Source organism: Arenibacter sp. P308M17 (genome assembly GCF_003426735.1).
Taxonomy (GTDB): domain Bacteria; phylum Bacteroidota; class Bacteroidia; order Flavobacteriales; family Flavobacteriaceae; genus Arenibacter.
Map to the genome: position 1 here is coordinate 48,254 of NZ_QVON01000004.1, position 24,511 is coordinate 72,764.

The following is a 24,511-nucleotide window of genomic DNA, read 5'->3' on the forward strand; positions in this document are numbered from 1 at the left end:
AAAGGTAACAGGGAAACACCCAATTATTTGGGAACTCCCTGTAACTGGAGTATTAACCCAACTTTGATAATTACTTTAATACCAGCACCAAATCTTCCGAATTTACTAGTGACCCCCCGCTTAGTTGCACCCTATCAACAACGCCTTCTTCCGTGGCGGTAACGGTTGTTTCCATTTTCATGGCTTCAATAACAAATAAGGGTTGGTTCTTTTTCACCTCTTGGTTCTTCTTTACCAAAACACTGGACAATAATCCCTGCAACGGGGCACCTATCTGTTTTGGATCAGAAGTATCTACTTTAACATTTTCAAGCTTCTCTACCTTAACGGATCTATCCTTAATAATTACGTTTCTCAATTGGCCGTTTACCTTAAAGTAAATACTGACATTTCCAGCTTCATCAGGTTCTCCCTTGAGCATAAGGGAAACCAGTATGTTTTTGCCCCTGTCCAACTCCACGATGATCTCTTCCCCAATATCCATCCCATAAAAGAAATTCTTGGTGGGAATGTTCATAACATTGCCATATTTAACATGGTGGTTATAGGCATCCGTAAAAACCTTTGGATATAGTTTATAGGAAAGGAAATCGGTTATAAGTAGCTCACGTCCCATTCCGGAACTGAACTTTCTTTTAAAGGCAGTAAATTCCTTATCGAAATCGATAGGTTCCAAATGCGCATTGGGCCTGTCCGTAAAAGGTTTTTCATCCTTCAGTACAATCTTCTGTAGCTTAGCGGGGAAACCACCAACGGGTTGGCCCAAATCCCCTTTAAAGAACCCTATTACGGATTGGGGAAAGGAAATACTTTCCCCTCTTTCAAGAACATCCTCTACCGTAAGTCCGTTACTGATCATATATTGTGCCATATCCCCTACCACTTTGGAACTGGGGGTAACCTTTACAATATCCCCGAAAAGTTTATTTACTTCCCCGTACATTTTGGTAACCTCCGGAAATTTATTCTCCAATCCCAAAGCTATGGCCTGCCCCTTAAGATTGGAATACTGCCCGCCCGGTATTTCATGACCGTATACCTCTCCGGTACCCGATTTTAATCCAGACTCAAAGGTATAGTAGTAATTACGGACAGTTTCCCAATAATTGGAATATTCGGCCAATTTCTCCGTATTCAAAATATTCTGGCGCTCATTAAAACGCAACATCTCTACCACTGAATTGAAATTGGGTTGGGAAGTAAGTCCGGACAAACCGCCCAGGGCTACATCAACCACATCCACTCCGGCCTCGATCGCCTTTAGATACATGGCAGATTGGGTAGAAGCGGTATCATGGGTATGCAAATGTATCGGGATTTTAATTTCTGATTTTAAGGCAGAAATCAATTCGTAGGCGGCATATGGCTTTAAAAGGCCTGCCATATCCTTGACTCCTAAAATATGTGCGCCTGCATTTTCTATGTCCTTGGCCAATTGCACATAATATTTTAGGTCGTACTTTGTTTTGGAGGGATCCAAAATGTCCCCTGTATAGCAAAGGGAACCTTCGGCCAGACCCTTGGTCTTGGTACGTACATATTCAATACATGGAGCAAGCGATTTCATCCAGTTGAGCGAATCGAATATCCGAAATACATCTACTCCGGATGTGTAGGATTCCTCAACAAACCGTTCTATCAAATTATCGGGATAAGCGGTATAACCAACCCCGTTGGAGCCCCTTATCAACATCTGCAACAGGATATTGGGCATCGCTTTGCGCAATAGCTCCAAACGCTCCCATGGGTTTTCCTGTAAAAACCGAAGGCAGACATCAAAGGTGGCCCCTCCCCAGACCTCCATACTAAAAACTTCCGGATGGTTCTTGGCGTAGCCCTCGGCCACTTTCAACATATCCACTGTCCGCATGCGCGTGGCCAACAAACTTTGATGTGCATCACGCATAGTAGTATCCGTAAAATGTACCTTTTTTTCATTCGAAAGCCACTGTGCAAACTGCTCCGGACCCAATTCTGTCAACAGGTCCTTTGTGCCTTTTGGATAACCTTCGAACTTAGGGAATGAAGGGACTTTTGGTTTGGAAAAGATATGGTCCCTATCCAATTTCTTCACATCGGGATTCCCGTTTACAATAACCTCTCCCAAAAACTCTACTAATTTATTGGCACGGTTCCTTGGTTCCACAAATTGGAATAGTTCGGGTTCGTTCTTTATAAAATTTACGGTAACCTTGCCCTCCCTAAAAGTAGGATGCTTTAAGATATTGTCCAAAAAGGCCATATTGGTCTTAACCCCACGGATACGGAATTCTGCCAATGCCCTGCGCATTTTTCTGCACGATCCGTCCAAAGTTCTACTGATGGCGGACACCTTTACTAGCATAGAATCGAAAAATGGAGATATAGCCACCCCTTGATAAATACTTCCTGCATCCAACCTAATCCCCAATCCAGAGGCACTCCTATAAGTAGTGACCACCCCATAATCCGGTTTAAAATCGTTCCCGGGATCCTCGGTAGTTATCCTACATTGTAGCGCATAGCCTGTAACAATTACGGAGGCCTGATCCTGAATCTTAATTTGCGTATCGGAAAGTTTATACCCTCCGGCTATGAACAGTTGGGCCTTGACCAGGTCTATATTAGTGATCATTTCGGTCACTGTATGCTCTACCTGGATCCTTGGGTTTACTTCAATAAAATAAATACTTCCGTCATCATCTACCAAAAATTCTACCGTACCTATATTGTTATAGTCCACGGCCCGGCAAATGTCTATGGCATACTTGTACAGCTTGTCCTTTGTTTCCTGTGGCAGGCCAATGGAAGGGGCAAATTCTATCACCTTCTGGTAGCGCCTTTGTACGGAACAATCGCGCTCAAATAAGTGCACTATATTGCCATGGGTATCCGCAACGATCTGAATTTCTATATGTTTGGGGTTTTCCACAAATTTTTCCAGGAAAACCGTATCGTCTCCAAATGCGTTTAGGGATTCCCTTCTTGCTTCCGGAAATCCTTTTTTAAGTTCCTCCTCAGTTCGGATTACCCTCATACCGCGACCGCCACCACCTGAAGCCGCTTTAAGCATTAGGGGATAACCAATCTTCTTTGCCTCGGCCAGGGCCGTATCTATATCGGTAAGGTCCTTATCACTACTTCTTATAATTGGAATATTATTGGCTACGGCAACTTCCTTTGCCGTAATCTTATCTCCCAGAGCCTTTAGTACCGATACTTTTGGACCAACGAAAATAATACCGTGGTCATCGCATTTTTGTGCAAATTTGGCATTTTCCGACAGGAAGCCATATCCGGGATGTATGGCGTCCACATTATTGTCCTTGGCAACCTTGATGAGGGCATCCATATCCAAATAGGGCTTTAAGGGATCGTTGTCCTCCCCTATCTGATAACTTTCATCTGCCTTGTAGCGGTGCAGGGAATAGCGGTCTTCGTAAGTATATACCCCAACTGTCTTAATACCTATTTCTACACATGCCCTAAATATACGAATGGCGATCTCGCCCCTATTTGCTACTAATACCTTTTTTATTTTCAACCTATTACTTTTTTGGAATTCCCCAATTTAACATAATTTTACAAACTTAGCATATTAGGGCTAGGCCGCCAATATGTTAAAAGTATATCTTTAAAGAAATTTGTTACAAATCAAAATTATGGGCCAAAAGTGTTTCTATTTATAAAACTTGCCGATAAGGTATTAATATTTTAACTTTAAGAACTCGTCTTGAGTTTTAAAGAAGATAAAATACAGTCGAAAATGGGAAAAGGTGATAAAAAGTCGAAAAGAGGAAAAATTGTTAACGGCACCTATGGCACCAGGCGCAAACGAAAAATAAAAAAAAGACCTACTGTAGAAGAAAAAATAAATCCCGGTAAGAAAAAATAAAGGCCAAGGATATTATATTGGTTGAATTTTTGGTGCTTTGAAAGAAAGATGACCGCGCTAGTCCACAACAAAATCCAAGAGAACATTCCCTTCCTCTGAGATACTAAGTGCATAGGTGTAAAACCCATATTCCAATTGGGTTTCATCTACATAATCAGTAGGTTGCAAAACGTAGCTCTCCTCACCAACCGTTATATGTATATAGCCATAGGAATAGGCCGATTCATATTCCAGATATCCCGAATATTCGTCAGGACCTATATTTTCATGAATCATTTCGTCACTGCCCACCTGAACTGTGTCGAAAATAACATTGCTTTCATTTTTAATCCTGATGTTCACCCCATCCAGATCGTCATCCCTATCCGAACAACCAATAAACAAAGTAGTTATCAAAAAAAATAAAGCCAGTCTTTTCATATCAATTCAAATCCAGTTAATCCAATTAAATAGCACTTACATGAAAATAACGCTATTTTTTCGAAAATATTCTATCGGATAAACACTGGTTGATTTTCCTTTAGGGTATGTTCCTTGCTGTACTGATAGCCGTCCCTGTCAAATCCCAAAATATCCTCCCTTGTTTTGGCGTCGGTATCCAAAATGTACCGCACCATGGTCCCTCTGGCTTTTTTGGCAAAAAAACTGATGATTTTTAAATTATCGTTCTTCCAATCCTTGAAAATTGGGGTAATTACCGGCACTTTAAGAAGTTTTTCATCTACGGCCCCAAAATACTCATTGCTGGCCAGATTAAGAAAAAGCTCTTTGTCCTGCAGTTCAGAATTTAGTTGATCGGTAATCCGTTTTTTCCAAAACTCGTATAAATTCTTTTTTCGTCCCAGTTTTAATTGTGTCCCCATTTCCAATCTATAGGGCTGCATTAGATCCAAAGGTTTTAAAACACCGTACAGGCCCGATAAGATTCTCAGTTTCTCCTGGAGACTTTCCAGTTTATCCGTTTCAAGGGTATAGGCGTCCAAGCCGTGGTAGACATCCCCGTTAAACGCATATATGGCCGGTCTGGCGTTTGCCTGGGTGAAGGGTAGTGTAAACTGCTGGTTCCTTTCCCAATTCAGTTCTGCAAGATTGTCCGAAATACCCATTAAGGCAGATAAGGCCTTGGGCTTTTTCTTCGCCAAAACTTTGTTCAACTGTTCCGCCTCCTTTAAAAATAAGGGTTGGGAATATTCCTTTGTGGGCAGTTTGCTTTCAAAATCCAAGGATTTTGCAGGTGATATTACAATTTTCATGTGTTTATATTTATTGTTTTCAAATGTCACATGTAACATCCTAATAATCATTCCGCCGTGTGACAAAACCTTTAGTCATGGATGTTTCATCTGTTCAAATTTATTGTTTTTTAAAGGTCGGACCTGCCCGACTTCTTCGTTCCCGTCCGTACCGGAACGGGCGGACGGGCGGGCCAGCCCGACTGCCTCGTTCTGGCGGGTGGAATTAGCCATTGAACATATCGGTTGGTACCAAGATTTGTTATGGCTCATTTCATACGTATTGGAACATTTTAAGAATAGACCAAAAATAATGGCTCAGCTTGTAATAACCTAAGCCTTTAAAATCTTGTTGTCGATATTGGTATAAACGAAACCTATTCGGCCTGGCTATGTTTGGCGTATTGCTTCCATTTTTCAATGCAATTGGCCATATCCTCCGGAATTTCGGAGTTGAACCTCATAAATTTACCGGAAACGGGATGTACAAAGCCCAAGGTCTTTGCATGCAGGGCCTGCCTAGGTAAAATCTTGAACGCATTATCCACAAATTGCTTGTATTTCGTGAAGGTGGTCCCCTTTAGAACTTTTTCCCCACCATACCGCTCATCGTTGAACAAGGTATGGCCAATATGTCTCAAATGCACTCTGATCTGATGTGTTCTTCCTGTTTCCAAGGTACAGGAAAGCAGGGTTACGTATCCAAAACGTTCCAAAACCTTGTAATGGGTAACGGCCTCCTTGCCCTGCTCTCCTTCCGGAAAGACATGCATCTGTAACCTGTTCTTGGGATTGCGCCCAATATGCCCCTCTATAGTTCCCTCTTCCTCTTCCACATTTCCCCAGACCAAGGCTATATACTCGCGTTCGCTGGATTTTTCAAAAAACTGCTTGGCCAAATGCGTCATAGCCGCTTCGGTTTTTGCCACAACCAATAGTCCCGAGGTATCCTTATCTATTCTATGCACCAATCCGGGCCGCTCATCACTGTTCTTCGGTAAATTATCGAAATGATAGATCAGGGCATTGATCAAGGTTCCCGAATAATTGCCGTGCCCGGGATGCACTACCATTCCTGCCGGTTTATTCACCACTAAAAGAACATCGTCCTCGTAGACAATATCCAATGGTATGTTCTCCGGTGTAAGCAGGTTTTCATGGGGCGGGTGGGCAAACATGACCCTGATATGGTCCCCTGCCTTTACCTTATAATTCTGTTTTACCGTAGTACCGTTTACCCAGACATTTCCATCCCTAGCCGCCTGCTGAATCTTATTGCGTGTGGCGTTCTCAATGAAATTCATTAAAAACTTATCGATCCTTAATGGGTCCTGACCTTTGGAAGCCTTAAAACTGTGATGCTCAAAAAGTTCCTCCTCATTTAATTCAAACTCATCCTGTGCTTCCATAATTATTCGGACTCCGCCTTTACTTCTGCCCTTGAGGTAATATGACCGTTACCGCATATCAATTCTATCTTTGAGGTTTTTGGCAACTTGTCTCCAGGAACAATATATTTCCCTTTATGCTTAATATTATAGACCATATCCTTGCCCAATTCGTCCACATAGGTAACCCTTTCCACTTCCAAACCAACTGCTTTGAGCATAGAGCTGGCATTTCTTTGGGTAACCTGAATAATATTGGGGATAGTAACTTTTTTATATCCGGACGGATTAACGGTAATGTAAATTTTCCTGTTCTCCTTCACCTTGCTTCCGGCACGGGGCGTTTGATCTATTATGGAAAACCTGGGATAGGTTGGGTTATAGTTGGCCGAATCCAATACCTCATATCTCAACCGGGATTCATCTATTAGCGACCTCATCTCCGTCACCGATAATTTGGATAGATCGGGAACCTCCACAAACTTGCCGTGATTGGTAGTGGCCTTTAAATACTGTAAGGTGGCGACTACCAACAAAACAGAAACCACCAAGGCCAACACCAACTGTATCACAAAAGATTTACTCCTTAAAAAATTAAAAAAATTTCGCATCGTATATTTTCTTGTGCCACAAAGATAGAAAACCGGACGCTTTTTCTTTACTTTGAACGCAGGTTATTTGATTATTGATTTTAACCCCCGAACTGGTTTAAAACTAGCCTGATAGATTATGCGCGTTTTAAAGGATGCCATATGGCAAGGACTCTCAATAACAATCTGTTATTATAAATTATAAAACTTAGGTGTATACAATGAAAAAAAATATTGCAATTATAATGGGGGGCTTCTCCAGCGAGTATAAAATTTCCCTAATTAGCGGTGGTGTAGTATACGATTATTTGGACAAGGAAAAATTCAACGCCTACAGAATACATATTTTCAAGGACAAATGGGTCTATGTAGATACGGACCAAAAGGAATATCCTGTTAACCGGCATAATTTTACGGTTGACCTGATCTCTAAAGTCATACAATTCGACTGTGTATTTAATGCAATTCACGGCTCGCCCGGGGAGGATGGGCTTATGCAGGCCTATTTTGAACTCCTTGGAATTCCGCAAACCGCCTGCGATTACTACCAGGCCTCTTTGACCTTCAATAAGCGCGATCTACTGAGTGTCCTAAAACCCTATGGCATAAAATCTGCCCCTTCATTTTACATAAATTTGGGAGACCCTATAGATGAGGATAGTATAATAGCAAAAGTAGGATTGCCCTGTTTCGTTAAAGCCAATAAGGCGGGAAGCAGTTTTGGTATTTCAAAGGTCTATAAAAAGGAAGAATTGCCCAAGGCAATAGATAATGCCTTTAAAGAGGACAATGAAATACTTATAGAAGCTTTTTTAAATGGGACCGAGGTTTCGGTAGGGGTAATCAAATACAAAGGGAGGACTAAAGTGTTGCCGATCACCGAAATAGTGTCGGAGAACGATTTTTTTGATTATGAAGCCAAGTATGAAGGTAAATCCCAAGAAATAACGCCGGCAAGAATAACGAAGGAACAAGAGAAAAAGGTGGTCCAAGCAGCGCAAAAAGCCTATGAAGTGCTAAAAATGAAGGGGTATTCCAGAAGTGAATTCATTTTTGTGGACGACGAGCCTTTTATGCTCGAAATGAATACCACGCCCGGCCTTACCACAGAAAGTATTTTGCCCCAGCAAGCGAAAATTGCAGGTATTTCCCTTTCAGAGCTATTTGAAAGTGCCATTTGGGAAGCTTTGCGAGAAAATAAGTAATTTTGATATTATGCCCACTTACAAGTGTACAGATATCATGGTAAAACATTTATTTCCGTAGATATATACTAAGCCATCGGGGATTTAAATATTAATTTTGCGATAATGAAAAAAAGACGTGCCATTTTTCCAGGTTCATTTGACCCATTGACCTTAGGGCATTATGACATCATTAAAAGGGGTATAACCCTTTTTGATGAATTGATCATAGCCATAGGGGTAAATACCGATAAAAAATACATGTTCTCCCTAGAACAACGCAAAAAATTTATTTCCGAGGCCTTCAAGGATGAACCACAAATAACCGTTTTAACCTATCAGGGGCTAACGGTCGATTTTTGCAAAAAAGTGAATGCGGGTTTTATTTTAAGGGGACTTAGAAATCCAGGGGATTTTGAATTTGAAAAGGCAATTGCCCATACCAATCGTAAGCTTTCTGAAATAGAAACCGTATTTTTGCTTACCTCTTCGGGCAAATCATACATTAGTTCCTCCATAGTTAGGGATGTCATTAGAAATGGGGGCGACTACTCTGGTCTGGTACCCGATTCCGTCAGGACAAACTAAACTATAAATTAAATACCTGCCGGCAAAAGAAGGGTTCTGGAACGGAACAAAATTCCTTGACATGGACAGAAGAGCAGTATGCTGTACGCTTTATGCTTTAAGCTGTATTCTGTATGCCGTAAACCATTAGCCTTATGCATTTTACTCCAGTTGATTATGAACAAAAAATAAATCAGGAATTACTAAATTTAAAATTAATAGGGATTAACCAACTGCATAAAACGGTCAACCCCATTTAGGACTCTACATAAAAACAACCTTGAACCTGAAACCTTGAACCTTGAACTTTCTCCATGCCAACTGAAAACAAATAAAGATGTCTCTTTCTGTGCAGAATTTTTGCTTTTAACCAGATAATAATTCCCTTGTCATAATCCGCCAAAGGACTAAATCCCATTATGGCACAGTCCTAAATGGACAACTACATTTTTTGTAGAATTCAATGGTACTGAACCAAACTGTAAATGACCTAAAATTTCATCATAGTACCATTACACAACTAATATTGTCCAATTCACAACAATCTATTCGCTCTATTAAATAATCGGACTACTATTGTAGGAAAATGCGACAGATGATTATGAATACCCCCATCGTATCAAATCAGTTCCTAATAAAACAGTTGCCAATACCAACTGCCTTTATCAATAAGGAATTTAAGATTGTATACGCATCGGATAAGTGGGCTGAATATTTTGGTTTCCAAAACAAGGACTATCTTGGAAAATCCATTTATGACCTGTTGGGCAATACGAGCAAGAAATGGTCCAACAATTTGTTGGCATGTTTGGACGGGAAGTTTCCAGAATCGGAATTGGAGGTTTATCGGGACGATGCCTCTAAGGAAAGTTGGTTGGAGTGGACAAATACTCCCTGGTACGATGAACATGAAAACATAATTGGGGCAATTGTCCAAACTTCGGATGTTACCGATAAGGTTAAAAACGAATTGAGGATAGAAAAACTGGAATTCCTTCAAAAGGAAACCGGAGAGCATGGAAAAATTGGAAATTGGGAATACCAAAAATCAAAGGACCGTTTTACATGCTGCGAAATGATAAGACGTATTTTTGAAGTCGATGATGATTTTGAATTCAATATAGACAACTCCGTAAATTTTTATAAGACCGGTTATAGTCGGAACACTATTTCCATGGCAATTTATTCCGCCAACCAGAAAAGAACCCCTTGGAACGAAAAATTGCAGATCATTACCGCCAAAGGCAATGAAAAGTGGGTGAACGTTTCCGGAAAACCATTGTACAAAAATGGTGAATACGTAGGACTCATTGGAATTGTACAGGACATAACGGATTTTGTCCAAAAAGAACAAAAAACCAAAGACAATGAACATTTATTAAAAACACTGATAAACAACCTACCGTTACAGGTTTACATAAAGGATACCCAATCCAAGAAATTGTTGGCAAATAAATCCGAGCTGCAATTTCTAGGAATCGAAAATGAGAGCGATATCATAGGTAAAGATGATTTTGATCTTTATGACAGGGCCACGGCACAAAAATTCAGGGATGAAGATATAGAAGTGATGATTTCGCAAATCCCTATGTTGAACAAGGAATTAACGCGTAACAGCCCAGATGGTTCGATTGTTACCTCCCTATCTTCCAAAATTCCATTAATAGGCGAAAATGGCGAAGTTACAGGACTCGTAGGAATAAGTATGGATATTTCGGAACAAAAGCAAAAACAAATAGAACTTAAAAACCTAATATCGGTAACCTCGTCTCAAAACAAAAAACTAATTAACTTTGCACATATTGTTTCGCATAATTTAAGGTCCCATTCTGCCAATTTTGCCATGCTTTTGGATTTCTTGGCCAATGAGGAAGATGATAAGGAAAGGCATAAAATAATGGAAATGCTCATGGACTCCTCTCAAAACCTTATGGAAACACTTCATAATTTAAATGATATTGTTGCCATTAATACGGAGTCCAACATCATTAAGAAAGAGATCAACTTTAATAATAATTTAAACGCGGTTCTCAAACAAATCAATGCCCAGCTCAACAAGACCAAGGCCACTGTAATAAGTGAGGTATCGGATGATGTCAACATAAATGTAGTACCGGAATATCTGAAAAACATTTTAACCAATATCATTACCAACGCCCTAAAATATAAAAAACCAAAAGTTGACCCAATAATAAAGTTGAGCGTTACTTACGTTCAAAACTATACGGTCATAAGTATTGAAGACAACGGGCTTGGATTGGATTTAAAAAAATATGGATCCAAATTATTTGGAATGTACAAAACCTTTCATGGCAATTCGGACGCAAAGGGGCTTGGCCTATACATTACCAAAAATCAAATTGAGGCGATGCAGGGTAAAATAAGTGCTACAAGTCAAGTTGGTATTGGAAGCACATTTAATTTATATTTTAATGATAAAAATTAATTCGATTTTCATTGTAGATGATGACACCATAACCATTTATGGAATTAAAAAGATCTTAACCTCCGTTGCCATATGCAAGGACATTTTTGAATTCAAAAATGGACAAATGGCAATAAACCGCATAAAGAAAATGATTATCGAAAAATCGGAACTGCCCGATTTAATTTTCTTGGATATCAATATGCCCATAATGGATGGTTGGGAATTTTTGGAAGAGTTCATAAAATTGCCCATAACCAAAAAAGTCAATATAAATATCGTAACCTCCTCCATTGACCAATTTGATATGGACAAGGCCGAAAATTTTAGCTCCTTGACACACCACACCGTTGTTTACAACAGTAAACCTATCAGGAAGGCCGACATAGAAAAAATTACCGCGGGCATTTCCGATTAATACCCAAGTTTTAGCTAACTTTGATTTCTTGAAGATTGTTTTGGACCTCTTTTGTTTAAAGATGGATACCCGATAAATTACCTAATTTTCCAATTGAACTTCAACGTCTTTTTCTGAGTTTTAACCAAATTATAACGTAGCATGAAACTTCTGTTAAGACTTTTTTTACTGCTTTGTCTTATTTCTTGTGAGACCAAAAAAGAAAGAAAAATTGAAAATATTAAAACCGTTTTTGAGCGCAGTAACGGAGAAGAAACGGCTACTTATCTCCAAATCATAGATTTCTATATTCAACTTGCCAAGGAGTTTCCCGAAATAAATATTCAGATCATTGGCAATACCGATAGCGGCAACCCCCTTCATGTGGTAACATACAACCCGGATGCCGATTTTAATTTTCAAAAAATTGGGAGGGATAAAAGTATCCTATTCATAAATAACGGAATACATCCCGGTGAGAGCGATGGCATTGATGCAACCATGCTTTTATTCAGGGATCTGGCACTCAACAAAATGGATGTGCCCAAAAATACCGTAGTGGTTACGATACCCGTCTACAATGTTGGGGGCGCATTAAATAGAAATTCTACTTCCAGAGTAAATCAAAATGGCCCCAAATCCTATGGCTTTAGGGGCAATGCCAAAAATTACGACCTTAATCGCGATTTTATAAAGGGCGATACAAAAAACGCCCATACGTTTGCCAAAATTTTCCACTTGGTAAAACCGGATATCTTTATAGACAACCATGTGAGCAATGGGGCCGACTATCAATACACACTGACCCATCTATTTACCCAACATAACAAACTAGGGGGCGAATTGGGGAACTACCTGCACAAAGAGATGGTTCCCACGCTTGAAAATATGTTAAGGGAGACCGCTTGGGACATTACGCCGTATGTGAATGTTTTTAACCAAGTACCCGAAAAAGGCTTTTCACAATTTATGGACTATCCCAGATATTCTACAGGATATACCACACTATGGAACACCTTGGGACTAATGGTGGAAACCCATATGCTCAAACCTTACAAGCAAAGGGTAGATGGCGTCTATACCTTGATGACAAAAATCTTGGAAATTTCGGAGAAGGATTACAAGAAAATCAAGGAGCTAAGGGAAAATGCTTTTGAAGTATATTTAGAGAAACAAAACTATCCGGTGCAATGGGCCATAGATACCACCCAAAGCACTATTCTGGATTTCAAGGGGTATGAGGCCGATGAATCCAATAGTGAAGTTACAGGCTTCCCAAGGCTTAAATATGATAGAAATAGACCCTTTATAAAAGAAGTTGTGTACCAAAACTTTTATAGCGCAACCCATGAGGTGGAAATTCCCAAGGCATATGTTATCAAGAAAGGTTGGGACAAGGTAATGGATCTATTAACGGTAAACCAGATAAGCTTTAAGACCTTAAAACAAGATACCTCCATAGTGGTAGAATCCTATAAGATAGATAGTTACAATACTGTTGCCCATTCATATGAAGGGCACTACCCACATTACGATACCAAGGTACTGCGCAGCGAGCAAAAAGTTACTTTTACGGCCGGTGATATCCTGGTCCCTACCAATCAGAAAGGGTTGCGCTATTTATTGGAAACCTTGGAACCGGAAGCGACCGACTCTTTCTTTAACTGGAATTTCTTTGATGCCATTTTACAACAAAAAGAAGGTTTTTCCCCTTATGTTTTCGAAGATATTGCTTTGGAAATATTACAAGGGAATCCGGAAATGGAAACCCAATTCCTCCTGAAAAAGGAATTGGACAGCATTTTTGCAAGCGACTGGTACGCTCAACTGGACTGGATATACAAACGGTCCAAATACCATGAACCGGAACATATGCAATATCCCATTTATAGAATTTTAAAGGAATAACAATCCATTAATCCTCAAACAGGATTCTTATATTGGCGTAAGAGTTTTCCAAGGCTTTTTTTATTTTTTCCGGGCCTTTCCATTTTACTTTTTCTATACCCTCGGAGGTTTCGCCCACCAAAGGGCCTTTATAATTGGTCTTCATGGCAAACCAATGTACTTCCTTTAATTTATAGTCCCCATTTCTCTTAAAGAGGTGATAGGTGGTCCTTAGGAAATTCTCAATTTTCAAGCCCTTTACCCCGGTCTCCTCTTCCACTTCCCGCAATGCGCATTCCTCAATGCTCTCGCCCTTGTCCAATTTCCCTTTGGGAAGGTCCCATTTATCGTTACGGTAAATGAAAAGTACTTTCCCTTCCTTGTTGGTCACCACTCCTCCAGCAGCGACAACCAAAGGTATTTTCTTTGAAAATTTCTTTAAAATTTCCTCATTGTTCGGATGATAAATAAAAGCTTCATCAAGTTTTTTACTGGCCAAGGAGTCTATAGCTTCATTAATAGCGGACCCGTTCAACAAAAAATATTTATTATTTGCCATATCTGATAATTTATTTGTTAAAATCAGAGGTGACTCATTAACAAAAACTTTATACATTTGCGTCATGGTTTTAGACAAAGACACTGCAAAAAAAACTGCAGAGCTTCTGCTGCAAATTAATGCAATTAAGTTGAAACCTGAAAATCCATTTATATGGGCTTCAGGGTGGAAATCTCCAATTTATTGCGATAATAGGATAATCCTATCCTATCCGAGCATTAGAAATTATGTCCGAGAACAAATGGGAAAGCAAGTAGAAAGCCTGTACGGGAAGCCCGATGTAATTGCCGGAGTGGCTACAGGTGCCATTGGCATTGGGATGCTGGTAGCCGAGTATTTGGGTCTACCTTTTATCTATGTACGGCCGGAAGCCAAATCCCATGGTCGCCAAAACCAAATAGAAGGTCGTTTGGAGGCCAATCAGAGCGTTGTTGTTATAGAAGACCTTATCAGTACCGGTAAAAGTAGCTTAAATGCTGTAGACGCTTTAAAGAACAATGGTGCAAATGTAAAGGGCATGTTGGCCATTTTTACCTATGGATTTGATGTTGCCAATGAAAACTTTAAGAAATACGGCTTGGATCTACATACTTTGAGCAATTATGATTTTTTAATCCAACAGGCTTCGGATACCAATTATATTAAGGAAAATCAATTAAAAACCTTATTGGAGTGGAAAAGTAGCCCATCTACCTGGCAATCTTAAATTATGCATTTAGAAACACCCAAAAAAAAAGTAAATAAAAGTAGCAGGGAAGTTTTCGATTTTCTGAGCGATGTGAAGAATTTTGAGATCTTGATGCCCGAAAACATTAGCAAGTTCGAACTTATAAATGAAAATAGGTTTTTGTTTGCCCTTAAAGGAATGCCAGAAATTATATTGCAAAAAAAACAGCAAACACCTTATTCACAATTGGTCCTGGGGGCAGCAAGTGATAAATTGCCCTTTACCCTTACCGTCGATATTGCAACAATAAATGAACATGAAAGTGAGGTGACCCTCAGTTTTGAAGGGGAATTCAATGCCATGATGGCCATGATGATAAAATCGCCTATCAATAATTTCATAGCTACCTTGTCCGAGAACCTTTCCAAAATATAACGCTTTTATTTAAGGACTTATTTTTGAAATCCAGGTTCAATACAGCAATTTCACCTCTTTTAGGTTGAATTCCTTCAATATGTTGTCCTCCAATAAAATCTTTAGTTTTCCCGAATCGGAAACACCTTTTATAAACCCCATGAACATTTCGTCGTCCGGGTTTGTAAATGTGGACGGTTTATCCTTTCTAAAAAGGGCCGTCTCATAACGTTCAACAAGGTGGCTCCTGTCCAATTTACCATTCTTCCCCAGCAAACTTTTTAAATTTTCAACAATGTTCAAAAGTAATTCTTCCAGATCCAATGATCTTCCCAAAAGCAATTTAAGAGAGGACACATTGGGAAGCTTATTGAAGGCCATTTGGTTTACATTTAGACCTATTCCGACAACGGAGGCTTGAATTAGCTGTCCGGATAAAATATTTTCAATCAGAATTCCACAAATTTTGGAGTGTCCTGACATAATGTCGTTAGGCCATTTAATCTTTAAATCAGGTACATGAAGTTGGGTCAATGTATCGTAAATGGCAAGGGAAACATATATATTCAAAAGAAACTGATCGGTAACCGGACTCTTCAATGAATTTACTAAAACACTAAAAGTCAAGTTTTTACCCGGTTCAGAAAGCCAGTTTGTCCCCATTTGTCCCCGCCCCTTCAATTGGGTATGGGCCATCACTACCGTAAAATCCTCGATCTTATTTTGGAAGATCAAATCTTTTAAATAGGCATTTGTTGAGTCCGTGGCACTAAGTTTGATTATTTGCATTTACAATCTTATGATTAATATATAATGTATTGTTAAAAACAATAGTTAAAAAAACAAAAAAATAATAACTTTGTAAAAATTTAAAATTTTTGAATGCAGAAAAGGAAAAGTAGCGCAGATGAGTTAATTGCCTTAATTTTAAGTGGAATAGAAGAGGTTAAAGGACATGACATAAATTTACTTGATCTTAGAGATATTGAGAATACTGTTTGTGATTACTTTATTATTTGTAATGGTACTTCCAACACACATGTAAATGCCATTGTGGGCTCCATCCAAAAAACTGTCAGCAAAGCAATTCAAGACAAACCTTGGCATGTAGAAGGTTCGGATAACGGAGAATGGATTTTAATGGACTACGTAAACGTAGTCGTACATGTATTTCAAAAACAAGTTAGGGAATATTATGATTTAGAAGGACTTTGGGGAGACGCCAAAGTAACCCCAGTTGAAAGTAGCTTCAATCAGTAAACTACCTCGGGGCAAGCCCGCGAGGCATTGAAAGGAAATTCAAGTTTGATTTCGACGCCCGCCTGAACGGAACGGGCAGGCAAGTGTCGGAGCATTTAAATCTCGATTATCGAGTAAAAAAAAATAATGGCAAAAGAAAATAATTCAGGTCCCAAAAAACCCAAATTCAATACTTGGTGGATATATGGCGTTATAGCTATATTATTAATTGGCTTTCAATTTTTTGGAAGTGGAAACTTCGCGAATACCAAAAAAGCGAGCACTTCAGAGCTTCAAGAATATCTAAGAAATGGGGACATCAGAAAAATATTGGTCATTACCAATACCAGACAGGCAAAAATTTTCCTCACGGAAGAAGCCTTAAAGAAGGACGTACACAAGGATGTATCCGATCAACCCTTTTCGTTGACGGCCACTGCTACTCCACAGTATGTAGTAAACTATGGAGATCAGCAGAACTTTGAAAATGAGATCAATGACATTAAAAAGGAAAATAATTTAGACACGGAGCTTACCTACGACCAAGAATCGAATGTACTGACCGAACTCCTTTTAACCTTATTACCGTTTGTACTGATCATAGGCATTTGGATCTATTTAATGCGTCGTATGTCCGGCGGGGCCGGTGGTGGGGCCGGTGGTCAGATTTTCAATATTGGAAAGTCCAAAGCCAAATTGTTCGATGAAAAAACGGACACGAGAACCTCGTTCAAGGACGTTGCAGGATTGGAAGGCGCCAAGGAAGAAGTTGAGGAGATTGTGGAATTCTTAAGAAATCCGGACAAATATACTTCCTTAGGGGGTAAAATCCCCAAAGGAGCCCTATTGGTAGGACCTCCGGGAACCGGTAAGACCTTATTGGCCAAAGCCGTTGCCGGTGAGGCAAAGGTACCTTTCTTTTCACTTTCCGGTTCAGATTTCGTGGAGATGTTCGTAGGCGTAGGTGCCTCTAGGGTACGGGACCTATTTAAACAGGCCAAGGATAAATCACCTGCCATTATTTTTATCGATGAAATCGATGCCATTGGTAGGGCAAGGGGCAAGAACAATTTCACGGGATCCAATGACGAAAGGGAAAACACCTTGAACCAATTACTGACCGAAATGGATGGTTTTGGAACTAATACCAACGTTATTGTTTTGGCAGCGACCAACCGTGCAGATGTTTTGGACAAGGCATTAATGAGGGCAGGCCGATTTGATAGACAGATATATGTAGATCTTCCCGACATTAGGGAAAGGAAAGAAATTTTCGAAGTGCACCTAAGGCCTATAAAAACGGCGGAAACATTGGATTTGGATTTTCTGGCCAAACAAACTCCCGGTTTTTCGGGTGCCGATATCGCCAATGTATGTAATGAGGCGGCATTGATAGCTGCACGTAAAGAGAAAAAAGCCGTCACCAAACAAGACTTCCTGGATGCTGTAGACAGAATTGTTGGGGGACTTGAGAAAAAGAACAAAATAATTACGCCTGGGGAAAAGGAAACAATTGCATATCACGAAGCCGGACATGCCACCGTAAGTTGGATGCTGGAACATGCCGCACCCCTGGTCAAGGTAACCATAGTACCCAGAGGACAATCCTTAGGTGCAGCATGGTATTTACCCGAAGAACGCTTAATTGTTCGCCCGGAACAAATGAAGGATGAAATGTGCGCTACCTTGGGCGGTAGGGCTGCCGAAAAAGTAATTTTCAACAAGATATCAACGGGAGCACTCAGTGATTTGGAGAAGGTAACCAAACAGGCCAGGGCCATGGTAACCATATACGGACTGAACGATGAAATTGGGAACATTACCTATTACGACTCATCTGGCCAAAATGAATATGGTTTTTCCAAACCTTACAGTGAACATACGGCATTGACCATAGACAAGGAGATTTCCAAGCTTATTGAAGAGCAGTATAAAAGAGCCGTTGAATTATTGTCCAACAACAAAGATAAACTAACCGAATTAGCGCAACGTTTATTGGAAAAAGAAGTTATATTTAAGGACGATTTGGAAAAGATTTTTGGTAAGCGCCCTTTTGAAAAGGATCTACGACTTGAAGCTGAGGAAGCGGCGGAAAAGGAAGAAAAAGCGAACAAAAATCTTCCTAAGACGGAAACGGAAAAATAAAACAACAAATAATTCGTTGTTCCTAAACAACTGGGGGCCCAAGGCTCCATTTAAAAATTAATGGGACTATTTGATAAACTTTTCGGGGGAGGAAAAAGAAAGGTTTCCAAGGAAACTGCGGAAACAAGAGGGCAACATATGCCCGATTTAAACATCCCTGTAGATGAAAAGTTCACCATTAATTTTAAACACAATGGCGGCAAATTCCTTTATTGTGATTCCATTCATGAAGTGTTCAGCAATTTGGACAATATAATCATAGAAAATGAATGGCAGGATCAAACCTTTTTTTCAATGGACAAAAGATTGGAGGAAAGGTTTGCCAAGCAGGAAATAAATTTTACCAACCTACCCAATAATAGTGAAATATTTTTCACCACCTGTGAGCATTTAATTGCCCAAAATGGTTCCATTTTGGTCTGCTCCAACCAGTTGAAAGAGAGAAAACTTCACGAACTACCATCAAACGTTATCGTTTTTGCCACTACCAGCCAAATGGTCGAATCTATTGGAGAGGGATTAAAGACTATAAAAAAGAAGTATAAAAATGTAATTCCGGCCAATATTACTACCATTAAACATTTCCAACCTACGGCTGAAAATTCAGACGATTTCTTAACTTACGGAAGTAGTTCTAAAAATCTTTATCTTTTACTTCTGGAAGACTTATAACATGAGAGAAATTTTAAGGCGCTTACTTACAGGTGCGGTATATGTAATTCTGCTACTTTCCGCTGTATTCCTAAGCTCCGATGCATTTGACTTTTTGTTTATGACCTTCGGGCTCGCCTGCCTTTACGAGTACAAAAGAATGATTAAACTCCCAGGCTACCATATTTTTATCGCCTATTTGGCACTTTGGTGGGCATTTATCTATCTGATCAATGATAAGATTCCCATCAATATTTTGATGTTCATTACAATATCGGTTAATTTTATATTGTTGTACTACCTCTTTTCCGGAAAAGAAAAATTGTTCAACAATTTGCAAAAATTTATTATTGGCCTGTTTTATATAGGCGGAGGCTGCATATTCCTTACTATGATACCGTATAAAGACAATGAATTTGCCAAATTTTTGATCATGGGGGTGTTTACCCTCATTTGGGTAAACGATACTTTTGCCTATTTGGTAGGAAAAAGTATTGGCCGCAATAAATTATTCCCGTCCATTTCCCCTAAAAAAACTATAGAGGGAACAATTGGAGGTTTTGTTTTTGCCCTGGCCGCATCCTATTTTTTATCAAAGTATGAGACCAATATTTCATTGATACAATGGCTCATCCTGGCAACTGTAATCGTAATTACGGGAAGCTTGGGCGATCTTATAGAATCCAAGTTTAAAAGAGCCGCCGGGGTAAAGGATAGTGGGGCCATTTTACCGGGACATGGGGGTATGTTGGACAGATTGGACAGTTTGGTCTTTGCCGCACCTTTCGCATATTTAACTTTAATTATTTTTTCACATGTTTCATAAAGAAGGACAAAAAATTATTATAACCACCTTTATTATAGCTTGTTCCCTTATAGTATTGGCCAATTATTTTGTAGATATAATTTGGCTGAGATATGGACTACAAATAATTTCCTTGGTTATCCTAGTTTCAATTCTACAGTTCTTTAGAAATCCCAAAAGAAGGGTTTCCAAGAATTTTGATGAAATATTGGCACCGGTAGATGGCAGGGTGGTTGTTATTGAGGAAGTGGAGGAAACGGAATATTTTAGGGCAAAAAGGATCCAAGTATCCATCTTTATGTCCCCAATAAATGTGCATGTAACCAGATTCCCTGCAAGTGGACTTGTTAAATTTTCAAAGTATCATGCCGGCAAGTACCTCGTGGCCTGGCATCCCAAATCCAGTGAGGAAAATGAAAGAACTACCGTTGTTATAAATACGCCCAAGTTCGGGGATATTCTCTACCGCCAAATAGCCGGTGCCATGGCACGCCGTATCGTTAATTATGCGGAAGTAGGTGAAAGCGTTCAACAAGGGGAAGATGCAGGGTTTATAAAATTTGGCTCTAGAGTAGATTTGTTCTTACCTTTGGATAGTGCAATTACTGTAAAATTGCACCAAAAGGTGACAGGGGCAAAAACATGTATTGCAACTACAAGGGTTAAAAAGGAAAATGAAGACTGATAAACTAAATAAAGATTTTATAGCAGCGGTCGATTTTGTTAATGATTATACAGAACCCCTGCCTGCCGATCTTCTATTAAAACTATATGCCTATTTTAAAATTGCCAACCGCAATTTTAGCCATCCAGGTAGCAGGACGCCCTTAATAAATGCCTTTAAGGCCAATGCCCTGATCCAAGCAAAAAATGTAAGCATTGAGGAAGCCATGGAACGCTATATAGAATTGGTAGAAAAAGAAATCAGAAATACCAATAAATAAATTACATACCTCCGGCAAAGACAGGGATTTTTGAAAGGGAGGACAGTTGGCAGGGAGAAAGTTCAAGGTTCAAGGTTTCAAAAAAATAGATGTCACTGCCGCCTGGCATAGTCCTTAGCTATTTTATATCATCAAATAGGTTTGCGCCCTTATATGAACTTAAGACATTCCATAGTTACCCGATTTGCGCTTTTCTTCACCGGTCTGATTATTTTCTCCATTCTTTTGTCCGGATATTTGGTTTTTAGAAAAGCTTCCCAAGTAATTACGGCGCATTCAAAAGAACGTATTATCCACGCCACCGAATTGGCACAACAGTCCTTTTACGCCTTATTGAACGAGGTGACCAATGACATTGCCGTAATAACTTTGAGTCCCACCTTACAACAGCACATATTTGATCCCTCTGAAAAAACCGCTCAAGAGGTGGACCAACTCTTCCGAATTATATTGGAAAATAAAGAAGCCTATTTTCAGATAAGATTACTCGACGCGGATGAGAACGGCAAAGAGATCATTCGTTTCGACAAATTGGAAGACCAAGTAATAAAGTCGACCAATCTACAGCAAAAAGGGGATCGTAGATATTTTAAAGAGGCCAACCAAATAAAAAAAGGCGAACATTATTTTTCGAATATCAATTTAAATGAGGAATACGGTGTTATCAGTACCCCTTATACCCCTACCCTACGCGTTGCCAGTCCCATATTTGATAATAAGAACAAAAAAGTAGGCATCTTGATCATTAATATAAATTTAAATCTACTATATCTGGATCTCGATCAAATTGCCGGTAATGACAGTCAGTTCTATTTAATAGATGCCCATGGCCAGTATTTATACTCAGGTGACAGATCCCGTCAGTTTGGCCAACAGACAGGTGAATTTTATAATTTTTATTCCGATTTCAATATTGAAAACAGGCCCCAAGAACCCCAAAAAAATGGTTTCCAACAACTAACAGGGCAGAATGGCAGTAGTTATTTAAGTTATTTTAAAGAATTGCCCTATTTTGATGGTAAGCGAAAAATATTTCTGATTTCCAATATGGATCAAAATGTATTATTGAAAAATGCCCTTAACGTACGTTCGGAAAGTATTCAGACATTGCTATGGGTGTGCTTATTTTCCATTCTATTGTCATGGTTTTTCACCAATTTATTTTCAAAAAAAATCACTAAAATTACCAAAGCCATAAGTAACTATGACCAGGGAATTCCAGATGATCAGGCCCTACCTACCAATAGAAAGGACGAAATAGGGATCTTGGCCAATACCTTCAACAAAATGAAGGTCAAAATTGATCAGAACGTCCATGAATTGAATACCGCTTTGGAGAAGGAACAGCTCGCAAGACAACAAAGGGACGAGTTTTTACAAAATATGAGCCACGAAATGCGCACTCCCCTAAACGCCATTCTGGGCTTTACAAAATTGTTGTACAAAAATGCTTCGGAGCCGCAATTACCAATTATCAATTCATTGGAAAGAAGCTCCAATAGCTTGGCAGGCCTCGTATACGATGTTTTGGACCACCAAAAATTAGTTGAGGGAAAACTGCAAATTCAATGGGAACCTACCAATATTGCGGAGCTCTTAAAGGGTATCCACTCCACCTATTTGTACGAAGCCGTTCAAAAAGGCCTTACTTTTAATATAAGTATAGATAAAAAGCTGGAAACTGCACTCTTTCAGACCGATGCATTAAGACTGACACAAATAGTTACCAATCTCGTGGTAAACGCCTTAAAATATACCCAAAAGGGTATTATAGGTCTTTCCGCCTCTATCAACGGCACTAATAATCATACCTTAAACATAAAGGTAAACGATACCGGTGGGGGGGTACTCCCCAAAAACCTCAACAGAATAAACGACCGTTTTTTTATGGAAAAAAATGATCTGTCAGGTAGGTATGGCAGCTATGGTCTGGGCCTCTCCATTGTTAAACAGTTGACTACACTATTTGGAGGAAGCTTAAAGGCTTCTTCGGAAAAAGGTAAAGGTTCCGAATTTTTGATCAGCCTTCCTACCCGATCCTCATCTATCCCAAAACTTACAAAACCTCTTCCCTCTTCAATCCTGCCCTTTCCAAAACTAAGTGGCAACTATAATATCCTGCACATAGAGGACGATGCCCCCACTATGGAGCTGATAAGGCATATCCTTAATTTTGACAACATCACCTTGTACCAGACCAACTCTATCGACACTGTTTCGAAACGTTTAAATTCGGGTACCCCAGATTTAATTATCAGTGATCTATTGCTGGAAACCGAAAAAATAAACTCCAGATTGGAACACTGGATAAGTACCAAAAAAATAAACTGTCCGCTTATTATTATTTCAGCCTCGGATGCCTCGGAAGCCAACACCCGGTGCTACGAGTATTTTCAGAAGCCCTTTGAAATAGACCATTTAAAAGATACCGTCTATAAAGTTTTGGGAAGTAATGAATTGCAGGCACCGGATTTTTCAAATATCCACAATAGCTATGATCACGACATCCCTAAAATAAACAAGGTCCTAGAACTACTGGAGAAAGAATTTGAAAACTACCTCAAGGAAATAAACAAAATTGCCAGGAGTAAGGATCAAATTAAATGGGAAGCTGTAATCCATAAACTAATAGCCCATATCAACAATCTTAAATTGACCGATCTTAAAGAGGTGCTCCCAGCTAAAATATCGACCCTAAATGCGGATCACTCCAATAAAATAAATACTGTTTTTTCTTATTATTTGTGCTGTATCAGAGTGGAAAGACACCTTAATTCAAAAGTTCGATCTTCCTGAGCAGATCCGGGACATAACCTTGACTCACGGGAACATGGTCCTTATTTATCTCCACGGCACCGGTCTGTATAACGTCTATCATATTAAGGTTAATGATGTAAGAGCGATGCACCCGTTGAAAAAAATCGGGAAGTTTCGGTTCAAGGTCCTTAAGGGCCATTAATGTCAATATTTTCTTGTTTTTAAAAACAATGGAAATGTAATTCGCCTCCGACTTAAAATAGGCTACTTCCCGCAATTTTATTTTTACCAGTTTCCCCCCTTCCTTGATAAACAATCGTGCCTGCTTTTCCGGTACTTTCAGACTAGTGGAAATATATTCCTTCGCCCTTAAAAACCCTTTATAAAATCTAGGAAAATCAAGAGGCTTCACTAAATAATCGACAATTTTGGGATAGTTATAGGAATCCAAGGCAAAATCCTTGTTCGAGGTAACCATAATCACTGCGGAATTGGGATTCAGATCCAGGATATCCTTACCGGTTATATCCGGCAAATTATAGTCCAACAATATTAGGTCAAAAGTTGAGCTGTTAATTAGGTTAATAGATTCGAAACCGGACACTGTTGTAGTTACACTTTTAATTTCACTGACCTTACTACAAAAGTGCTCAAGTAAATCACAAATCAACGGATCATCATCTACAATTAAACATTTCATGATCTTATCCAATAAATTGCCTATTTCATCAAGCAATATAATCAATTCAAATAAAAAACTATTTTTACACCATCTAAATTTATACT

Annotated in this window: 23 protein-coding genes; 15 read left to right on the forward strand and 8 right to left on the reverse strand. The window is 39.3% G+C overall.

Translation table 11 applies throughout. The features are described 5' to 3' along the window. Positions 1-70 precede the first annotated feature (70 nt). Positions 71-3,523 carry a pyruvate carboxylase gene (locus D0S24_RS10970; protein ID WP_117019924.1) on the reverse strand — a complete coding sequence of 1,151 codons (3,453 nt, stop codon included), beginning with the start codon at positions 3,521-3,523 and terminating at the stop codon, positions 71-73. 222 nt (positions 3,524-3,745) lie between these two features. On the opposite strand from D0S24_RS10970, the gene D0S24_RS10975 reads away from it, so the two are divergent. Further along, on the forward strand, positions 3,746-3,874 hold the full coding sequence (locus D0S24_RS10975; RefSeq protein WP_117019925.1) for a 30S ribosomal protein THX: 129 nt from the start codon (positions 3,746-3,748) through the stop codon (positions 3,872-3,874). Between the two features lie 57 nt (positions 3,875-3,931). Here the strand turns inward: D0S24_RS10975 and D0S24_RS10980 are convergent, their stop codons facing one another. From D0S24_RS10980 to D0S24_RS10995, 4 genes are all read right to left on the reverse strand, one after another. Beyond that, on the reverse strand, positions 3,932-4,294 hold the full coding sequence (locus D0S24_RS10980; RefSeq protein ID WP_117019926.1) for a hypothetical protein: 363 nt from the start codon (positions 4,292-4,294) through the stop codon (positions 3,932-3,934). Between the two features lie 71 nt (positions 4,295-4,365). Further along, complete coding sequence (yaaA, locus tag D0S24_RS10985) at positions 4,366-5,127, reverse strand: peroxide stress protein YaaA (protein WP_117020229.1); 762 nt, start codon at positions 5,125-5,127, stop codon at positions 4,366-4,368. A 356-nt stretch (positions 5,128-5,483) separates the two neighbouring features. Further along, positions 5,484-6,515: an RluA family pseudouridine synthase gene (locus D0S24_RS10990; RefSeq protein ID WP_117019927.1), complete on the reverse strand. Its 1,032-nt coding sequence runs from the start codon at positions 6,513-6,515 to the stop codon at positions 5,484-5,486. A gap of 2 nt (positions 6,516-6,517) precedes the next feature. Beyond that, complete coding sequence (locus tag D0S24_RS10995; RefSeq protein WP_117019928.1) at positions 6,518-7,105, reverse strand: PASTA domain-containing protein; 588 nt, start codon at positions 7,103-7,105, stop codon at positions 6,518-6,520. 200 nt (positions 7,106-7,305) lie between these two features. Here D0S24_RS10995 and D0S24_RS11000 point away from each other — a divergent pair, with 200 nt between their 5' ends. From D0S24_RS11000 to D0S24_RS11020, 5 genes are all read left to right on the forward strand, one after another. Next, a complete protein-coding gene (locus D0S24_RS11000) occupies positions 7,306-8,289 on the forward strand; it encodes a D-alanine--D-alanine ligase (protein ID WP_117019929.1) in 984 nt (327 codons plus the stop codon). A 105-nt stretch (positions 8,290-8,394) separates the two neighbouring features. After that, complete coding sequence (coaD, locus tag D0S24_RS11005; protein ID WP_117019930.1) at positions 8,395-8,856, forward strand: pantetheine-phosphate adenylyltransferase; 462 nt, start codon at positions 8,395-8,397, stop codon at positions 8,854-8,856. 574 nt (positions 8,857-9,430) lie between these two features. Continuing rightward, the gene (locus D0S24_RS11010) at positions 9,431-11,281 is read left to right on the forward strand and encodes a PAS domain-containing protein (RefSeq protein ID WP_117019931.1); all 1,851 of its coding nucleotides are present in this window, start codon (positions 9,431-9,433) and stop codon (positions 11,279-11,281) included. Next, positions 11,268-11,678 (forward strand): two-component system response regulator, encoded by a 411-nt coding sequence (locus tag D0S24_RS11015; protein ID WP_117019932.1) that lies wholly within the window; start codon positions 11,268-11,270, stop codon positions 11,676-11,678. The genes D0S24_RS11010 and D0S24_RS11015 overlap by 14 nt, the downstream gene beginning before the upstream one ends. A 141-nt stretch (positions 11,679-11,819) precedes the next feature. Next, positions 11,820-13,565, forward strand: coding sequence for a M14 family metallopeptidase (locus D0S24_RS11020; protein ID WP_117019933.1), 1,746 nt, complete (start codon positions 11,820-11,822; stop codon positions 13,563-13,565). 7 nt (positions 13,566-13,572) lie between these two features. On the opposite strand, the gene D0S24_RS11025 is transcribed toward D0S24_RS11020, so the two are convergent. Then, complete coding sequence (locus D0S24_RS11025; protein ID WP_117020230.1) at positions 13,573-14,160, reverse strand: NUDIX hydrolase; 588 nt, start codon at positions 14,158-14,160, stop codon at positions 13,573-13,575. 7 nt (positions 14,161-14,167) lie between these two features. On the opposite strand from D0S24_RS11025, the gene pyrE reads away from it, so the two are divergent. Both pyrE and D0S24_RS11035 read left to right on the forward strand, forming a co-directional pair. Then, complete coding sequence (gene pyrE, locus D0S24_RS11030) at positions 14,168-14,809, forward strand: orotate phosphoribosyltransferase (RefSeq protein ID WP_117019934.1); 642 nt, start codon at positions 14,168-14,170, stop codon at positions 14,807-14,809. A gap of 3 nt (positions 14,810-14,812) precedes the next feature. Next, complete coding sequence (locus tag D0S24_RS11035) at positions 14,813-15,205, forward strand: SRPBCC family protein (protein ID WP_117019935.1); 393 nt, start codon at positions 14,813-14,815, stop codon at positions 15,203-15,205. A 36-nt stretch (positions 15,206-15,241) separates the two neighbouring features. Here the strand turns inward: D0S24_RS11035 and D0S24_RS11040 are convergent, their stop codons facing one another. Beyond that, the gene (locus D0S24_RS11040) at positions 15,242-15,973 is read right to left on the reverse strand and encodes a biotin--[acetyl-CoA-carboxylase] ligase (protein WP_117019936.1); all 732 of its coding nucleotides are present in this window, start codon (positions 15,971-15,973) and stop codon (positions 15,242-15,244) included. 93 nt (positions 15,974-16,066) lie between these two features. Here D0S24_RS11040 and rsfS point away from each other — a divergent pair, with 93 nt between their 5' ends. From rsfS to D0S24_RS11075, 7 genes are all read left to right on the forward strand, one after another. Next, positions 16,067-16,444 (forward strand): ribosome silencing factor, encoded by a 378-nt coding sequence (rsfS, locus tag D0S24_RS11045; RefSeq protein WP_117019937.1) that lies wholly within the window; start codon positions 16,067-16,069, stop codon positions 16,442-16,444. Positions 16,445-16,570: 126 nt separating this feature from the next. Next, complete coding sequence (gene ftsH, locus D0S24_RS11050) at positions 16,571-18,568, forward strand: ATP-dependent zinc metalloprotease FtsH (protein ID WP_117019938.1); 1,998 nt, start codon at positions 16,571-16,573, stop codon at positions 18,566-18,568. A gap of 60 nt (positions 18,569-18,628) precedes the next feature. Next, positions 18,629-19,240: an LUD domain-containing protein gene (locus tag D0S24_RS11055; RefSeq protein ID WP_117019939.1), complete on the forward strand. Its 612-nt coding sequence runs from the start codon at positions 18,629-18,631 to the stop codon at positions 19,238-19,240. Between the two features lies 1 nt (position 19,241). Then, positions 19,242-20,045 (forward strand): phosphatidate cytidylyltransferase, encoded by an 804-nt coding sequence (locus D0S24_RS11060; protein WP_117019940.1) that lies wholly within the window; start codon positions 19,242-19,244, stop codon positions 20,043-20,045. Next, the gene (locus D0S24_RS11065) at positions 20,035-20,709 is read left to right on the forward strand and encodes a phosphatidylserine decarboxylase family protein (RefSeq protein ID WP_117019941.1); all 675 of its coding nucleotides are present in this window, start codon (positions 20,035-20,037) and stop codon (positions 20,707-20,709) included. Before D0S24_RS11060 ends, D0S24_RS11065 begins: the two co-directional genes overlap by 11 nt. After that, complete coding sequence (locus D0S24_RS11070; RefSeq protein ID WP_117019942.1) at positions 20,699-20,968, forward strand: acyl-CoA-binding protein; 270 nt, start codon at positions 20,699-20,701, stop codon at positions 20,966-20,968. The genes D0S24_RS11065 and D0S24_RS11070 overlap by 11 nt, the downstream gene beginning before the upstream one ends. A 153-nt stretch (positions 20,969-21,121) precedes the next feature. Then, complete coding sequence (locus tag D0S24_RS11075) at positions 21,122-23,764, forward strand: ATP-binding protein (RefSeq protein WP_117019943.1); 2,643 nt, start codon at positions 21,122-21,124, stop codon at positions 23,762-23,764. On the opposite strand, the gene D0S24_RS11080 is transcribed toward D0S24_RS11075, so the two are convergent. Then, positions 23,739-24,470 carry a LytTR family DNA-binding domain-containing protein gene (locus D0S24_RS11080; protein WP_117019944.1) on the reverse strand — a complete coding sequence of 244 codons (732 nt, stop codon included), beginning with the start codon at positions 24,468-24,470 and terminating at the stop codon, positions 23,739-23,741. The two genes, D0S24_RS11075 and D0S24_RS11080, sit on opposite strands and share 26 nt — an antisense overlap. Positions 24,471-24,511: the final 41 nt, after the last annotated feature.

Bases quoted from the DNA above. Each gene is read 5' to 3' on its own strand.
- D0S24_RS10975 (WP_117019925.1), top strand. From the start codon at position 3,746: ATGGGAAAAGGTGATAAAAAGTCGAAAAGAGGAAAAATTGTTAACGGC.
- D0S24_RS10980 (WP_117019926.1), bottom strand. From the start codon at position 4,294: ATGAAAAGACTGGCTTTATTTTTTTTGATAACTACTTTGTTTATTGGT.
- yaaA (WP_117020229.1), bottom strand. From the start codon at position 5,127: ATGAAAATTGTAATATCACCTGCAAAATCCTTGGATTTTGAAAGCAAA.
- D0S24_RS10990 (WP_117019927.1), bottom strand. From the start codon at position 6,515: ATGGAAGCACAGGATGAGTTTGAATTAAATGAGGAGGAACTTTTTGAG.
- D0S24_RS10995 (WP_117019928.1), bottom strand. From the start codon at position 7,105: ATGCGAAATTTTTTTAATTTTTTAAGGAGTAAATCTTTTGTGATACAG.
- D0S24_RS11000 (WP_117019929.1), top strand. From the start codon at position 7,306: ATGAAAAAAAATATTGCAATTATAATGGGGGGCTTCTCCAGCGAGTAT.
- coaD (WP_117019930.1), top strand. From the start codon at position 8,395: ATGAAAAAAAGACGTGCCATTTTTCCAGGTTCATTTGACCCATTGACC.
- D0S24_RS11010 (WP_117019931.1), top strand. From the start codon at position 9,431: ATGATTATGAATACCCCCATCGTATCAAATCAGTTCCTAATAAAACAG.
- D0S24_RS11015 (WP_117019932.1), top strand. From the start codon at position 11,268: ATGATAAAAATTAATTCGATTTTCATTGTAGATGATGACACCATAACC.
- D0S24_RS11020 (WP_117019933.1), top strand. From the start codon at position 11,820: ATGAAACTTCTGTTAAGACTTTTTTTACTGCTTTGTCTTATTTCTTGT.
- D0S24_RS11025 (WP_117020230.1), bottom strand. From the start codon at position 14,160: ATGTATAAAGTTTTTGTTAATGAGTCACCTCTGATTTTAACAAATAAA.
- pyrE (WP_117019934.1), top strand. From the start codon at position 14,168: ATGGTTTTAGACAAAGACACTGCAAAAAAAACTGCAGAGCTTCTGCTG.
- D0S24_RS11035 (WP_117019935.1), top strand. From the start codon at position 14,813: ATGCATTTAGAAACACCCAAAAAAAAAGTAAATAAAAGTAGCAGGGAA.
- D0S24_RS11040 (WP_117019936.1), bottom strand. From the start codon at position 15,973: ATGCAAATAATCAAACTTAGTGCCACGGACTCAACAAATGCCTATTTA.
- rsfS (WP_117019937.1), top strand. From the start codon at position 16,067: ATGCAGAAAAGGAAAAGTAGCGCAGATGAGTTAATTGCCTTAATTTTA.
- ftsH (WP_117019938.1), top strand. From the start codon at position 16,571: ATGGCAAAAGAAAATAATTCAGGTCCCAAAAAACCCAAATTCAATACT.
- D0S24_RS11055 (WP_117019939.1), top strand. From the start codon at position 18,629: ATGGGACTATTTGATAAACTTTTCGGGGGAGGAAAAAGAAAGGTTTCC.
- D0S24_RS11060 (WP_117019940.1), top strand. From the start codon at position 19,242: ATGAGAGAAATTTTAAGGCGCTTACTTACAGGTGCGGTATATGTAATT.
- D0S24_RS11065 (WP_117019941.1), top strand. From the start codon at position 20,035: ATGTTTCATAAAGAAGGACAAAAAATTATTATAACCACCTTTATTATA.
- D0S24_RS11070 (WP_117019942.1), top strand. From the start codon at position 20,699: ATGAAGACTGATAAACTAAATAAAGATTTTATAGCAGCGGTCGATTTT.
- D0S24_RS11075 (WP_117019943.1), top strand. From the start codon at position 21,122: ATGAACTTAAGACATTCCATAGTTACCCGATTTGCGCTTTTCTTCACC.